Genomic DNA, 15,480 nt, shown 5'->3' with positions numbered 1-15,480 from the left:
CAAGCAGGCTGGTCAAGAATGACATGACGATCATGAATAATATTTTAGATGACATAAGGAGGAACTAGCTTTGAAGACCAAGCAAAGAAATAAGTGGATTAGCATTAGCCTCATGGTTGCCATGCTGCTAACCTTGCTTCCGCCACTCACGGCTTCTGCCGCGCCTGTAATCAATATAACGAATTATTACGTACATACGGACCCCAATGATACTACGGTAATACAGGATGATCCGCCCTACTCCGATGCCGCGGTTCCTAGAATCACATCGAACCCAATCACGCTCAGCGTGGATATAGGGGGAATTTCTGACGATCAAATCACGAATATTTATTACGAGATTAAGAATATCAATACCGGGGTAACCACTCCCAACAAAACGAATCGCGCAATCAAGAACCCTAACAACAGCAACCAAATTACCTTTGAGAATATTCAATTAACGGAAGGTTTAAATAAAATCGTTGTTAAATACGGAAGCACTTCAACGGTTGATTCTAAGCCGGCATGGATTTACTTTACACCGGTGTCCAACATCACGAATTTGAAAATTAACGGTGCTGACTTTGCCGATGGCGGAATGTATCCGGTAAACGGACCATACACGAACCTATCCATTACGGGTAATTCCAATAATGCTTATCAAGTCAATGCTACCGTAGCAGGAGCTACTTACGAAGCAACCAATTTTTCCGGCGGTATCTTTACCTTCTTAACAAACACAGGCAGAGCCTCGGACTTGGCTTTAACGCCAGGGGATAACCTGGTAACTTTCGTTGCCAAGAATCCGACGAACTTTTACACGACATCGAGAAACTTTATTTATAACAATGGATACGGTTTTGCTTATAACGGTAAAGTTCGTTTTAAAGAGACGGCTACAGGGAATACAGACCAAGCATTGGTCACCGTTCCTAGTTTGGAAAGCGCAACGGATAATAACATCGTGTTTACAGCAGATTTAAAGAACAGCAAAGGGAATATCACAGCAGGCAGCCCTGACTACTTGTATGCGGATATTAGTGTTGCCGGAAGTGGGACAACGCTTCGATATACATTTGCAACAGGCGCAACAACCACTAATGGCGGTTACTTGAACGTTAACCCTAATGTCGCAAGCGGAACAGATCCAAGCTTAGTTTCTCCAGCGGTTGTAACGGGAGGTACTGCTTACGATGTCCATCATATTGAGGCATACCTTCCACTGAGCGGTACGGCTACGTCCCAAGAAATCGATGTTAAATTCGTTACAAGTCTTGGTGGAGAATATACAACAAGATATACTTTCAATTATGTTAATCCAACTTTGCCTTACATTAGCTATACAGCGCAATATTTCGCTCCGGCAGTTGGCGCGGGTTATGAAGTCAAGCTTACTGAGCAAGGCACGAACCAAATCAATGAATTCCCAGCCAAACTTAAATTCCATGTGAATGGAAATGCGGATAAAGTGAAAGTGACAATCCCTGGTTTTGCAGACAACGGTGACGTGGCAGTTAATGCAGTGGATGCCTCTTCCGGCGTAGCGGAGATTGATCTTCATGATATTCCGGACGGTGCTACCAAGCTGACGTTGGTTCCTTGGAACGCCACAACGGGTTATAATCAGGCTGGTTCCAAAACGTATCAGTTGAATATCTCAAGTGCGCCTTATGTCATTGTGAATAGTCTTTATAATGGGAAAGTAGTCAGCAACCCGGCTCAGATTACTTGTGCGAGCGGTTTTGCCCCTTGTATTACAGGTAAGATTGTTAATTTGCCGCCTACAGGCTACGACGATGTTGAAGTATCTGTGAATGATACGAACATTACTTTACCTGCTACAGCAATTAATAGAACAGATGGAACTTTTAATATCCCTGCTAGTGCATTCAATACACTTTTTGACGCCGATGGTAAAAAGACAATTAAGTTCTCTCTTTATTTGAGGCCTGCAGGCGTAAAAGTACTTGTTACACAAACGATATATGAAATTTTCGTTCTAAGCGATTACGCACCTCTAATAGAGGAGCTAACTGTTGATCCGGGAGTAACGCCATCCACGCCTAGTACAGTCCCTGGAGCATATTTGACTACATCGGATAAGCTTCAGTTAACGGGTACGGTGTTAAACGCTAAAATAAATTCAGCAGATCCGACTTCAACAGCTATTTTGTATGTAAGAAGCGTCCCTAATGGTTCTACACTTTCTGTGGGTACGACTCCGCAATTAGCACAAATCTCTCAAGTTACTAATCCACTGGACGGTAATCAAATTACGACCAAATTCAAGCTTTCGACGCCTTTGAATTTGGATGCGTATGGAGATTATGTATTAGAGCTGGTGGCTAAGAACAAAACAGGCCGTACGACAAGCAAGATGATTACTATTACTAAACAGCCTGTAGACTATCTGCTGCTTCAACCAACGAATTTTGTTAAAAATGCGGATAAAATTGACCAAGCTAACGTAAATACAAATTTCCAAACCGTAGTTATTCAAGCAGACGGAGCAAGCTCTATTATTTACAATAAAACAGAAGCCAAGCTTACCGCACCAGGAGTCTTCCGTTTGGATGTTCCGAATCTTAAAGCGGGCAAGAATACAATCAGCTTCGAAATTATTCGCGGAAGTGCTAAATCGAAGGGTTCCTTTATTCTTAATAATTTGAATACACCAATTGAAGGTGCACAATATCGTACTAATCTCACAGCTAAAATGAGTCTGTTCGATGGGGATCTCACATTGACGTTCCCGAAAGATACGAAGTTGATGAGAAACGATCGTACTCAAACGGAACAGTTTATTACTTCCGATCGTAAATTAGTCTTTGGGATCGCCAATCAGGATGACGGGCGTGTAGATAAGGCTTCGGAAACACAGGCCGGATCTCGCTTCCTTCAGGAGCCGACGGGTCGATTCAGAGCTGCCAGCAAGTTGTTCTGGATAGATGGCGGAGCGATTGATATTAGTGCGGCAAGCAGTACTTCAACACTTAAAGACGCCTTACAAGGCAGTGGCAACTTACCGTCTCCATCGCTTCCGGGACCTGGGGAGACTGCATTCTACGCTAGATATATCAAAAACTTAGTCATACCTACGGAACGTGGAACCTTAACTTTGAAATATGACGAAGAGGTTCGTAATGACTCATGGAAGTACCTTACTGTCTATCAATTCGGTACATTCCTGGATCCGAGCGGTACGGGCAATCAGTATGTAGGCTGGAAAAATATCGGCGGGGTTGTGGATCCCAAATCCCACACGATCAAAGTGCCGGTTGAGAGCTTCGGGTATTTCCAAGTCATGTATATGAATAATAGCTTTAATGATGTAACCAATCATGATTGGGCACGTGATTACTTGGATATTCTTTATTCCAAAGGGATCATGAACAATAAGACACCGGGACAGTTCTTGCCAAATGACGCGATTACACGCGGCGAGTTCGTAACGATGTTGGTTAACATTTTTAATATCCCATTAGTTAATGAAGATACAACCTATCATACCAACGATCCGACCAACCCTAACTTCCAAGGTACTTTCGCGGATGTACGCAGAGGTCTCGGATTACCGAATAGCAGCAGCTTGTATGACTTTATGCATATTGAAGCAGGAGCTCGGGCAGGAATCGTAAGAGGAAACTCCAATGGCTTGTTCCTTCCTACTAACTCTATTAGTCGTGCAGACGCAGCCGTTATGATTGAAAGAGCAGCAAACATGAAAACCACCACTGATTCGGCCAAATCGCTTGCTAATCTTAAAAAGCAATTTACAGATGCAGGCGACATTGATACTTATGCATTAGCCTCTGTAGAAGCCGTAATTAAAGCGGGATTAATGGACGGCATCGAAAATGCACCTGTACAAGGGCAGAAAAAGCCTACCTACAGCTATGACCCTAAAGGCAATATGACTAGAGCTCAGGCCGCGGCTATTGCTAACCGTGTGCTCAAGCAGCAAAAGAAAATCCCTTAAAACCTGAATGAACAAGAAGACTGTGTCCGACGTATAGGATGCAGTCTTTTTTCTATCTATATGAAACTAGGGAACTAGAATTCAGCTTATCTTAAGCTAACTTTTAGATAGCACTCAGTTTCTCTACGCATTTGCTTCACAAATAGATTGTAAATTGTACTTGTGGGCGAAAATTGCCCGAAGAGATGAGTATCTAGAGCAGCTGCCTGCTGGAAAATACTTATCAATGAAATTGCGTATATACTAAAGTATACTAAGTCATGTAGCCGAGGTGATAGACGATAAGCTACACGGAATCAACAACAAGATGCAGTCGTCCCGTTGGTTATAAGTTTTTATAACAAAAAACTTTAAAATATTAGGAGGAAACAAACCCTTATGAAGAAAACTCTTTCCGTAGTCCTTACATCCGCTATGGCTTTCTCCATGTTCTCGTCCCTGGCATTCGCGAAGTCGTCTGCTGACTTTACAGACTTGAAAGACCTGGATGCTGCGACAAAAGCCAAATTTGATGCGATGATCTCTGCTGGTATCTTTGATGGCGTATCCGATACAACATTCGGTCTGAAAGACGAAATGAACCGTGCGCAATTCGCAAAAGTTGCAGCGCTGATCATGGGTCTTGACATCAACAAAGACTTGCAAACTTCCAGCTTCACTGACGTTAGTATTGACGATCCAGCCAACGGTTATGCACTTCCTTACATCGAAGCTTTGAAAACAGCTGGCGTAACAGACGGTTATGCAGAAGGTCAATACAACCCGGCTGGTAAAGTAACAAAAGAACAATTGGCTACTTTCTTGGTTCGTGTTCTTGGACAAGATGCGGCAGCGAAAGGCAAAACCGGCACAGATGCAACAGTATCCGGTTGGGCACAAGGCTATGTGGCTCTTGCGCTTGAATTGAAACTTCTTTCTAACAACGAAGATGGCACATTTGGCGGTATGAGCAACGCAACTCGCGATTTGTTAGTGAGCGGCGCATACGAAGCGAAACAACAATACGTACCGGCTGGTAAAGTTTCTGTAACCGAAGCGAAAGCAACGGGCGTATACAAAGCAACCGTTACCTTCAACAAACCGGTAGACACAACTAAAGCAACCGTGGCTTTGACAAAAGGAACACAAGCTATTTCCGCAACAACAACTTGGTCTGAAGATAAAAAAGTAGCAACACTGACAACAGACACAAGAATTGGTGAAGGCGAGTATACAGCGACTGTATCCGGTCTTGATGCAGCAACGGTAGATAAAACAACAGCAACATTCAAGGCGCAAGATGAGCAAGTGACGAAAATTGACTTCGTAAACGCTGGCGACACTGTGGCGTACAGCAAAAATGCCGTGATCAAGCTGAAAGCTGTCAACCAATACGGAGAAGCCGTATCGATGGGCACATCCAGCTTCACAGCACTCGTATCCGGCCAAGCGCCAGCAAGCTTCAAGAAAGATGCAGATGGCAACCTGGTTATCACAGCTGACGTAACAGGCTCCGGTATTTCCCAAGGCAATGGTATCGTTCCGGTAACAGTTTACTTCAACAACAGTGACGTAACGGTATCCAAAAACTTCAAAGTCGGTACAGTGCCGATCTTGAGCAAAATTGAGACTGGAAATGTAACGTACTCCAATGGCGGTACAAAATTAACTGCCGCTGACGAAACGGCTTCCATCGCACTGAACATGTTTGACCAATATGGTAACCCAATCGTTGAAGGTCAATTCACGAATAACGAAATCAATGCAAGCAACATCAACCCGGTTATCACACCATATGAGCAAAACCTTGAAATCGTAAAAGCGGGCTCTACGCTTGCGACAGGCGACCTGTTTGACGAGAATGACAATGCACGTATCCAAGTGAAATTGAAAGCAAAATTAGATAAAACAGCGGATTACACGATTAACATCTACGGCGGTTCTTCTTCCGCAACAGCAACAGTGAGCGTAGGCGCGGCGAACTTGGCTACGAAAGTAGAGTTCGATACGTCTTCCGTAACGCTTGCAGCGAATGATCCGGATGTCTATGTACCATTGATCGTAACAGACGCTAACGGCAATAAATTAAGCGCACAAGACATCGTGGATAACGCAGACCGCTTTACTTTCAGCGTAACGAACGGTAAAGGTTCGATCCAAGAGACAGGCGCTGACAAAGGGAAATTGAAATTGGTCTTCGATTCTGTTAACACGGTAGGATCAAAAGTATATGTAACGGGCCAAATCAATCAATCGCAGTCCAACACATTTGTACAAACAAGCCTTCCAGTACAAGATGCACGTGTGGCTGACCGCATTACCGTAACAAGCGAGCCGGCTGCCAAAGCAATTCTAGGCGCAAGCGACGATATCGAATTCCAATTGAAAGATCAGTATGGTAAAGATGTTTCAAAAATCGCTTCCGATATCGCAAGTGCAAATGGCCAAAAATCCAACTACCGCGTCAAAGTTGAAGTGACAACAGACGGTGAAGGTACAAACGCAGCACCTAAAGTTGAGCATGCAGCAACACCGGTTGCTGGAGCGCCAGCAAATGTAACAACGTACTACTATAACAATGACCAATTGGCTGACTTCAACAAAGGTTTTGACCTGACTTCAACGACAGGTAAAGTAGGAAAAGTTACGGTCAAAGCTGTTGTAGAGAAAGCGACAAATGGCGGAGCTTACTCGGATTACTCATCTGCGGTAACTCGTACTTTCGAAGCAGTGAAGTCTGATACAGCTTTGACGTACTCCATCAATACACTTGGCACGTTGTACGCAGCGCAAGACAACTTGAAAGCAGACTTTACAACTGGTGAGAAAGTAACAGCCGGAGCAAGTCAATTTGACAAAAAACTATCTGTCATTGCGAAGGATTCAGCAGGAAACAAAGTCGTTCTTCCTTCCAACGCTATACAAGGTATTTCAAGCTCGGATCCATCCATAGCAACGGTTGCTGTTAATGGTACAGACGGCTATGTCATCGGTAACAAAGCAGGAACAGCTACTGTATCTGCTGTCGTTCTGACAAACAAAGGCGAGACTATTAACTTGACTCAAGCGGTAACTGTGAAAGCAGACGCGATCACGGTAGACAAACTTGAAGCAGGAGCAACGACTGCCACGTATCAAGAAGGCAACATGGCCTACCAGTACTTCACTGATGGCGATGACACGCTGATGGTAACAGACCAATACGGTATCGAGTACGAAAATGCAGCCATCAACCAATATGATGCCGTACTAGGACTTCGTTACACCGTATCCGTTGTAAGCGGAAGTGGTAATGTAGAAATGAATGCACAAACAGGCGCGATTACGCAAATCAACGGTGATGTGCATGAGTTCTTGATCACAGCGATTGCACCGAATGGCAAATCCGTTCAAGTCGCAGTTGCAATGCCACAAAACTAAGACCAAATAAAAGAGACCCTTCGGGGTCTTTTTTATTTCTATATATTTTCTATTTTTCACAACCTGGATTGCTGGAAAATACTTATCAATGAAATTGTGTATATACTCAAGTATACTAAGTCATGTAGCCGAGGTGATAGAAGATAAGCTACACGAAGTTGGCGAAGAAGATTCAACAGTCGTCCCGTTGGTTATAAGTTTTTATAACAAAAAACTTTAAAATATTAGGAGGAAACAAACCCTTATGAAGAAAACTCTTTCCGTAGTCCTTACATCCGCTATGGCTTTCTCCATGTTCTCGTCCCTGGCATTCGCGAAGTCGTCTGCTGACTTTACAGACTTGAAAGACCTGGATGCTGCGACAAAAGCCAAATTTGATGCGATGATCTCTGCTGGTATCTTTGATGGCGTATCCGATACAACATTCGGTCTGAAAGACGAAATGAACCGTGCGCAATTCGCAAAAGTTGCAGCGCTGATCATGGGTCTTGACATCAACAAAGACTTGCAAACTTCCAGCTTCACTGACGTTAGTATTGACGATCCAGCCAACGGTTATGCACTTCCTTACATCGAAGCTTTGAAAACAGCTGGCGTAACAGACGGTTATGCAGAAGGTCAATACAACCCGGCTGGTAAAGTAACAAAAGAACAATTGGCTACTTTCTTGGTTCGTGTTCTTGGACAAGATGCGGCAGCGAAAGGCAAAACCGGCACAGATGCAACAGTATCCGGTTGGGCACAAGGCTATGTGGCTCTTGCGCTTGAATTGAAACTTCTTTCTAACAACGAAGATGGCACATTTGGCGGTATGAGCAACGCAACTCGCGATTTGTTAGTGAGCGGCGCATACGAAGCGAAACAACAATACGTACCGGCTGGTAAAGTTTCTGTAACCGAAGCGAAAGCAACGGGCGTATACAAAGCAACCGTTACCTTCAACAAACCGGTAGACACAACTAAAGCAACCGTGGCTTTGACAAAAGGAACACAAGCTATTTCCGCAACAACAACTTGGTCTGAAGATAAAAAAGTAGCAACACTGACAACAGACACAAGAATTGGTGAAGGCGAGTATACAGCGACTGTATCCGGTCTTGATGCAGCAACGGTAGATAAAACAACAGCAACATTCAAGGCGCAAGATGAGCAAGTGACGAAAATTGACTTCGTAAACGCTGGCGACACTGTGGCGTACAGCAAAAATGCCGTGATCAAGCTGAAAGCTGTCAACCAATACGGAGAAGCCGTATCGATGGGCACATCCAGCTTCACAGCACTCGTATCCGGCCAAGCGCCAGCAAGCTTCAAGAAAGATGCAGATGGCAACCTGGTTATCACAGCTGACGTAACAGGCTCCGGTATTTCCCAAGGCAATGGTATCGTTCCGGTAACAGTTTACTTCAACAACAGTGACGTAACGGTATCCAAAAACTTCAAAGTCGGTACAGTGCCGATCTTGAGCAAAATTGAGACTGGAAATGTAACGTACTCCAATGGCGGTACAAAATTAACTGCCGCTGACGAAACGGCTTCCATCGCACTGAACATGTTTGACCAATATGGTAACCCAATCGTTGAAGGTCAATTCACGAATAACGAAATCAATGCAAGCAACATCAACCCGGTTATCACACCATATGAGCAAAACCTTGAAATCGTAAAAGCGGGCTCTACGCTTGCGACAGGCGACCTGTTTGACGAGAATGACAATGCACGTATCCAAGTGAAATTGAAAGCAAAATTAGATAAAACAGCGGATTACACGATTAACATCTACGGCGGTTCTTCTTCCGCAACAGCAACAGTGAGCGTAGGCGCGGCGAACTTGGCTACGAAAGTAGAGTTCGATACGTCTTCCGTAACGCTTGCAGCGAATGATCCGGATGTCTATGTACCATTGATCGTAACAGACGCTAACGGCAATAAATTAAGCGCACAAGACATCGTGGATAACGCAGACCGCTTTACTTTCAGCGTAACGAACGGTAAAGGTTCGATCCAAGAGACAGGCGCTGACAAAGGGAAATTGAAATTGGTCTTCGATTCTGTTAACACGGTAGGATCAAAAGTATATGTAACGGGCCAAATCAATCAATCGCAGTCCAACACATTTGTACAAACAAGCCTTCCAGTACAAGATGCACGTGTGGCTGACCGCATTACCGTAACAAGCGAGCCGGCTGCCAAAGCAATTCTAGGCGCAAGCGACGATATCGAATTCCAATTGAAAGATCAGTATGGTAAAGATGTTTCAAAAATCGCTTCCGATATCGCAAGTGCAAATGGCCAAAAATCCAACTACCGCGTCAAAGTTGAAGTGACAACAGACGGTGAAGGTACAAACGCAGCACCTAAAGTTGAGCATGCAGCAACACCGGTTGCTGGAGCGCCAGCAAATGTAACAACGTACTACTATAACAATGACCAATTGGCTGACTTCAACAAAGGTTTTGACCTGACTTCAACGACAGGTAAAGTAGGAAAAGTTACGGTCAAAGCTGTTGTAGAGAAAGCGACAAATGGCGGAGCTTACTCGGATTACTCATCTGCGGTAACTCGTACTTTCGAAGCAGTGAAGTCTGATACAGCTTTGACGTACTCCATCAATACACTTGGCACGTTGTACGCAGCGCAAGACAACTTGAAAGCAGACTTTACAACTGGTGAGAAAGTAACAGCCGGAGCAAGTCAATTTGACAAAAAACTATCTGTCATTGCGAAGGATTCAGCAGGAAACAAAGTCGTTCTTCCTTCCAACGCTATACAAGGTATTTCAAGCTCGGATCCATCCATAGCAACGGTTGCTGTTAATGGTACAGACGGCTATGTCATCGGTAACAAAGCAGGAACAGCTACTGTATCTGCTGTCGTTCTGACAAACAAAGGCGAGACTATTAACTTGACTCAAGCGGTAACTGTGAAAGCAGACGCGATCACGGTAGACAAACTTGAAGCAGGAGCAACGACTGCCACGTATCAAGAAGGCAACATGGCCTACCAGTACTTCACTGATGGCGATGACACGCTGATGGTAACAGACCAATACGGTATTGAGTACGAAAACGCAGCCATCAACCAATATGATGCCGTACTAGGACTTCGTTACACCGTATCCGTTGTAAGCGGCAGTGGTAATGTAGAAATGAATGCACAAACAGGCGCGATTACACAAATCAACGGTACTGTGCATGAGTTCTTGATCACAGCGATTGCACCGAATGGCAAATCCGTTCAAGTTGCAGTTGCAATGCCACAAAACTAAGACTAAGTAAAAAAGACCCTTCGGGGTCTTTTTTTTATTGCACGAATAAATATTTAAAATATTTTTTTTAGAAACGCAACTTTTTCTAAAACTGTGCGTTTAATACTTTGAAAACAAGTTCATAATAAGAAGTTATTTCTTTAGCAGTAAGCAATAGCTAAAGTTGTTAAAATAATTCTTTACGACGCTATTCGACCAATGTATAATGTAAATTGGTGTGGGTGTCTATTTTCCTACTAAAGTTTACTAGTTTCCAATGTGGCCAATAGAGCTGCACGCGAACTTAGTTATATAATGCTCTAACTCTAGGAAGGGGGTGAACCATACAATGAGTGAATCGAGCTCGAATATTGTAAGATCCAAACTAAAAAATAAAACCCAAGATATTCAAGGAGGAGAAAAAAAGGTTATGAAAAAAAGTTTAAAAGTAATCGCTTCTGCAACACTAGCTTTCTCTTTGTTTGCATCCGTAGCAATGGCTGCTGAAACAACTACACCAAGCACTGATACTACAACTACTACAACTGCTCCAGCTGCAGTTAAGACTTCCAAGGATTTCAAAGATCTTGATGGTCTAGACGCAACTGTACTTGCTAAAATCGACGCTATGCTTGCGAAAAAATATTTCGAAGGTACAGCTGCTGATTCTTTTGGTATCAAAGAAAACATGACTCGCGCACAATTCGCGAAAGTTCTTGCTTTGGTTGCTGGCGTCAAAGTTGACGATAGCGTTAAAGTTTCCAGCTTTGAAGATGTAAAAGCGGACGATTCAGCTAACGGCTGGGCAATTCCTTTCATCGAAGCTGCTAAAAAAGCAGGTCTTGTAGATGGTAAAACAGACAAAACTTTTGACCCGGGCGCTAACGTAACTCTTGGTGAGTTCGCTACTGCACTTGTTAAAGGTCTTGGAATCAAACCAGACACTTCAGGTACTCCTTGGTACGCTGACGCTGTTAAACAAGCAATCAGCAACAAAATCCTTCCAGAAGGTACTGACGGTTCCAAATTGGCTACTCGTGCTGACCTAGTTGTTGGTGCATTCCAAGCTGATGCGGCTATCGCAAACGTTGGTAAAGTATCCGTAACTGAAGCTAAAGCTGCTGGCGTATACAAAGTTGAAGTTACATTCAGCAAAGCGGTTGACACTGATAAAGCTAAATTGGCTTTGACTAAAGGTACATTGGCTGTGGGTACATCCACAACTGCTCCGAAATGGTCTGATGACAAAAAATCCGTAACACTTACAACTGATACTCGTATCTCTGAAGGTGATTACACAGTAACATTGTCTGGCCTTGATGCTTCTGCTGTTGAAAAAACAACTGCAACTTTCAAAGCTACTGACGAGCAAGTTTCCAAAATTGACTTTGTAAATGCAAGCGACACAGTTGCTTACAGTACAAATGCATCTGTTAAAGTGAAAGCTGCTAACCAATATGGTGAAGCAGTATCTATCTCCACTGCTAGCTTTACAGCACTTGTGAGCGGGCAAGCACCTTCTTCATTCAAGAAGGACGATGATGGAAATTTCGTGGTTACGTTCGCAACTAAAGCAGATAATAACGGTATTACACAAGGTAACGGAGTTATCCCAATTACTGTTTATTACAACAGCAGTAACGTTACAGTTTCCAAAAACTTCAAAGTGGGAACAGTGCCGCTTTTAAGCAAAATTGAAGCTGGTAAAGTAACATATTCCAATACTACTACAAACAAATTGACTTCTGCTGATGATAGTGCTTCGATTCCGTTGACGTTCCTTGACCAATACGGAAATGCTATCGTAAGAGCTCAATTCACTGGAGCTAATCCAGAAGTTAATCCGACCAACATTAACCCAGTTATCACACCTTACGAGCAATATTTGACAGTTGATAAAGCCGCTTCCACTCTGGCAGTTAATGATTTGTTCGACGACAATGGTAACGCGCGTGTTAAAGTTAAATTGACTTCCAAAGTAGACAAAACTGCTGAGTACACAGTTAACATTTATGGTGGATCTTCTTCCGCTACTGCAACAGTTAACGTAGGCGCAGGCAACTTGGCTACTAAAGTTGAGTTTGATACATCCGCTGTTTCCATTAGTGCTACAGATAGAGAAGTATTTATTCCGCTAGTTGTAAGTGACGCTAACGGAAATAAATTGAGCGCTCAAGATATCGTTGATAACAAAGCGCGTTTCAATTTCTCTGTATCCAATGGTACAGCAAATGTTCAGGAAACAGGCAGTGACAAAGGAAAGCTTCGTCTGCTCTTCACTGCAGATAACAACGTAGGAAATAAAATCTTTATTTCTGGTTCAATCAACCAATCACAAACCAATACATTTGTTCAAACAAGTGTAAACGTTGGTGAAGGTCGTTACCCAGATTCTATCGTTGTTAAAACTGAATCTGCTGCAAAAGCAATTTTGGGTGCAACAGATAAAGTTATTTTCCAATTGGTTGACCAATTCGGTAAAAACCTTAACGATAATATTGCTGCATCCATCCCAGGTCAAAACGGACGTACTGCTGAGTACCAAATCAAAGCTGAGGTTACAAGAGATCAAGCTGAAAATAAAACTGACATTACACCTAAAGGAACACCTTCATCAACTGTTGTTGCTGGTAATGTTACGACCTACATCTTTGATAACACGAAAATTGACCAATTTAACAAAGGCTTCAACACTCTAACTACTAGCGGTTATGAAGGTAAAGCCACTGTTAAAGTAGTAGTTGAAAAGAGAATTGCTGGTGGAACTACTTGGGGTGAAGTATCCGGCACTGTTAGCCGTTCTATCCAAGCAGTTAAAGCTAATACTAAGTTGACTTACTCCTTGAATTCAATTGGAACTCTGTTCGCAGCAAAAGACAAATTGGGTTCAACTGCTGGTCTTGATGCTAATGATCTATATGCAGGCTACAGTCAATTCGATAAGAGTGTTGGCGTAACTGCAAAAGATGAAGCTGGCAACAAAGTTAAATTGCCTACAAACTTCATCCGCAGCCTTTCAAGCTCTGATCCTAACGTAATCTTAACTGCTTCGGGAGCACCTACTGCACCTGGTCAAGGTGGCGCACCAGACTTTGTATTAAACAATACAGAGAAAGGTTATGTATTGGGTAACAAAGCAGGTACTGCTACAGTATCAGCAGTTGTTTACACTAACACAGGTGAAACTATCAACTTGTCCCAAGAAGTTACAGTTAAAGCCGATGCTATTGCAGTTGATACTATTACTGCAGGTAAAACAAGTATCAATGTTTCTGACATTACGGCTGCTACTGGTGGTCTAAATGTATGGCAGTTCTTCCACAAAGATGATGACAACAAGCTTAAAGTTGTTGACAACTACGGTATTGAGTATACTAACGAACAAATTCTTGCATACAAATCCGTATTAGGCGTTAACTACACAGTTAACACAACTGTTAAATCAGGTGCAGCTGTTTCAATTAATGCTTCTACGGGAGTAGTGAGTATTCCTCTTGGTGTTACTGAGTTCGTTGTTACTGCTACAGCACCAAACGGTAAATCCGTTCAAGTTGTTGTAACTAATAACCCTAATAACTCTTATTAATTTTAATTCAGAGAAAGAGACCCTTCGGGGTCTTTTTCTTTTATACAAGAAATTCATAGCAGAGGTGACAAAACTAATGAAGTTATCTGTAAAAATTGCAGCGTTAGCATGCATGCTAGCCCTTGCTCCGTTAAGTACATCACAAGCCGAAGCCCCGACCCCAGGCTCGTCCACCGACCCGGTGATCACGAAGAGCTACTTCGATCAGAACACCTTAAGCGAAGCCAAGGTGAAGGATCTGATCGCCTCCGCGATCGCTGCTAGTGCTGGCGGAAGCCAGCCTGGCAGTGGGAGCAACGGAGGTGGCAGTATTACCCCAACGCCAGCGACAATGAAGGTTGTCCAATTGGAAAATGGACAAACCCTCTATGCCGGTGCTGGCACTGAGTTTATCGTTCGCTCCGGCCGGGTTCTAGCCATGAGCAACGATGATAACGGCATCCCGGATGTAACGGGAGGCAAGGATCTGCCAGCGGGGACTGAGGTCGCGCTGAATCATCTTTTGATTTTCCCGACTGAGGGACGGGGAATTAAGCCTTCACCGAAAAATACCGCGGACACTTTTGTGATGGTACGCGGCAGTTATTTACTGCTTAATGCAGACGGAAGTGCGGCTGCTAAATAAGCCTTCTCCATAATTTTACCCATTATGACAACTTCTTATGCGGTTCTAGTTTAGGAATCCAGCCATAATAAAGGTGTACCCACAAAGGTCGACTGCGGAGTATTGTTTTAAATAATAAAAACTCTAAGGAGGCGTTTATTATGGCAAGAAACAACAACAAGGTGGTTCCTCAATCAAAAAAGGCACTTGATGTACTTAAGTATGAAATTGCTGCTGAATTAGGATTGCCAGTGGGTAAGCATATGTCGTTTAATGGGGATACGGAATTTGCAACAGAGCTGGGATCTATTCCCTCATCCTCAATGAAAGAAGACTACTGGGGCCACATTTCTTCAAGAGATGCAGGGGCGGTAGGAGGAACAATAACTAAAAGGTTAATTCAACGTGCAGAAGAGGCATTGTTCTCTCTCTAAATCCATTTTGGAATAATTCATAATTTCTTCATGGTTACATTCATTGACACTAGACGACAAATAAAGTAAGATAAATTATTGAAGGTCAATATTTAATTTAACCTTTTCCTATCGGGAAAGGTTCATTTTTTTGTTGTCTTTATTCATTGATTGACTTGCTTGATCTGTTATTTTTACCATTGCGGAATTCAAAGATCTTGTCAGCGCTTGAGCGCAAAAGAGGGATTCCGTTTGGCGTGAAAAGCTGCCGCT

6 protein-coding genes are annotated in these 15,480 nt (G+C 43.2%); all 6 read left to right on the top strand.

Annotated features, from left to right (window positions below):
• Positions 1-70 precede the first annotated feature (70 nt).
• The 6 genes from AC3WRW_RS09755 (at position 71) to AC3WRW_RS09730 (ending at position 15,228) form a co-directional block, all read left to right on the top strand.
• On the top strand, positions 71-3,961 hold the full coding sequence (locus AC3WRW_RS09755) for an S-layer homology domain-containing protein (protein ID WP_492546137.1): 3,891 nt from the start codon (positions 71-73) through the stop codon (positions 3,959-3,961).
• A gap of 378 nt (positions 3,962-4,339) precedes the next feature.
• Entirely contained in the window at positions 4,340-7,360 is a 3,021-nt protein-coding gene (locus AC3WRW_RS09750) for an S-layer homology domain-containing protein (protein WP_492546136.1), read from the top strand.
• A gap of 244 nt (positions 7,361-7,604) precedes the next feature.
• Entirely contained in the window at positions 7,605-10,625 is a 3,021-nt protein-coding gene (locus AC3WRW_RS09745) for an S-layer homology domain-containing protein (protein WP_492546135.1), read from the top strand.
• 328 nt (positions 10,626-10,953) lie between these two features.
• A complete protein-coding gene (locus tag AC3WRW_RS09740) occupies positions 10,954-14,190 on the top strand; it encodes an S-layer homology domain-containing protein (RefSeq protein ID WP_492546134.1) in 3,237 nt (1,078 codons plus the stop codon).
• 76 nt (positions 14,191-14,266) lie between these two features.
• Entirely contained in the window at positions 14,267-14,815 is a 549-nt protein-coding gene (locus AC3WRW_RS09735; protein ID WP_492546133.1) for a hypothetical protein, read from the top strand.
• 140 nt (positions 14,816-14,955) lie between these two features.
• Positions 14,956-15,228, top strand: coding sequence for an alpha/beta-type small acid-soluble spore protein (locus tag AC3WRW_RS09730; RefSeq protein WP_492546132.1), 273 nt, complete (start codon positions 14,956-14,958; stop codon positions 15,226-15,228).
• The last annotated feature ends 252 nt before the right edge of the window (positions 15,229-15,480 follow it).

Source organism: Paenibacillus sp. FW126-R14 (assembly GCF_058789495.1).
The sequence above is the reverse complement of the archived record's forward strand: the minus strand, read 5'-3'. Positions and strand labels throughout refer to the sequence as shown.

Excerpts from the sequence above, each read along its gene's own strand:
- AC3WRW_RS09750 (WP_492546136.1), top strand. The coding sequence starts at position 4,340 with ATGAAGAAAACTCTTTCCGTAGTCCTTACATCCGCTATGGCTTTCTCC.
- AC3WRW_RS09745 (WP_492546135.1), top strand. The coding sequence starts at position 7,605 with ATGAAGAAAACTCTTTCCGTAGTCCTTACATCCGCTATGGCTTTCTCC.
- AC3WRW_RS09740 (WP_492546134.1), top strand. The coding sequence starts at position 10,954 with ATGAGTGAATCGAGCTCGAATATTGTAAGATCCAAACTAAAAAATAAA.
- AC3WRW_RS09735 (WP_492546133.1), top strand. The coding sequence starts at position 14,267 with ATGAAGTTATCTGTAAAAATTGCAGCGTTAGCATGCATGCTAGCCCTT.
- AC3WRW_RS09730 (WP_492546132.1), top strand. The coding sequence starts at position 14,956 with ATGGCAAGAAACAACAACAAGGTGGTTCCTCAATCAAAAAAGGCACTT.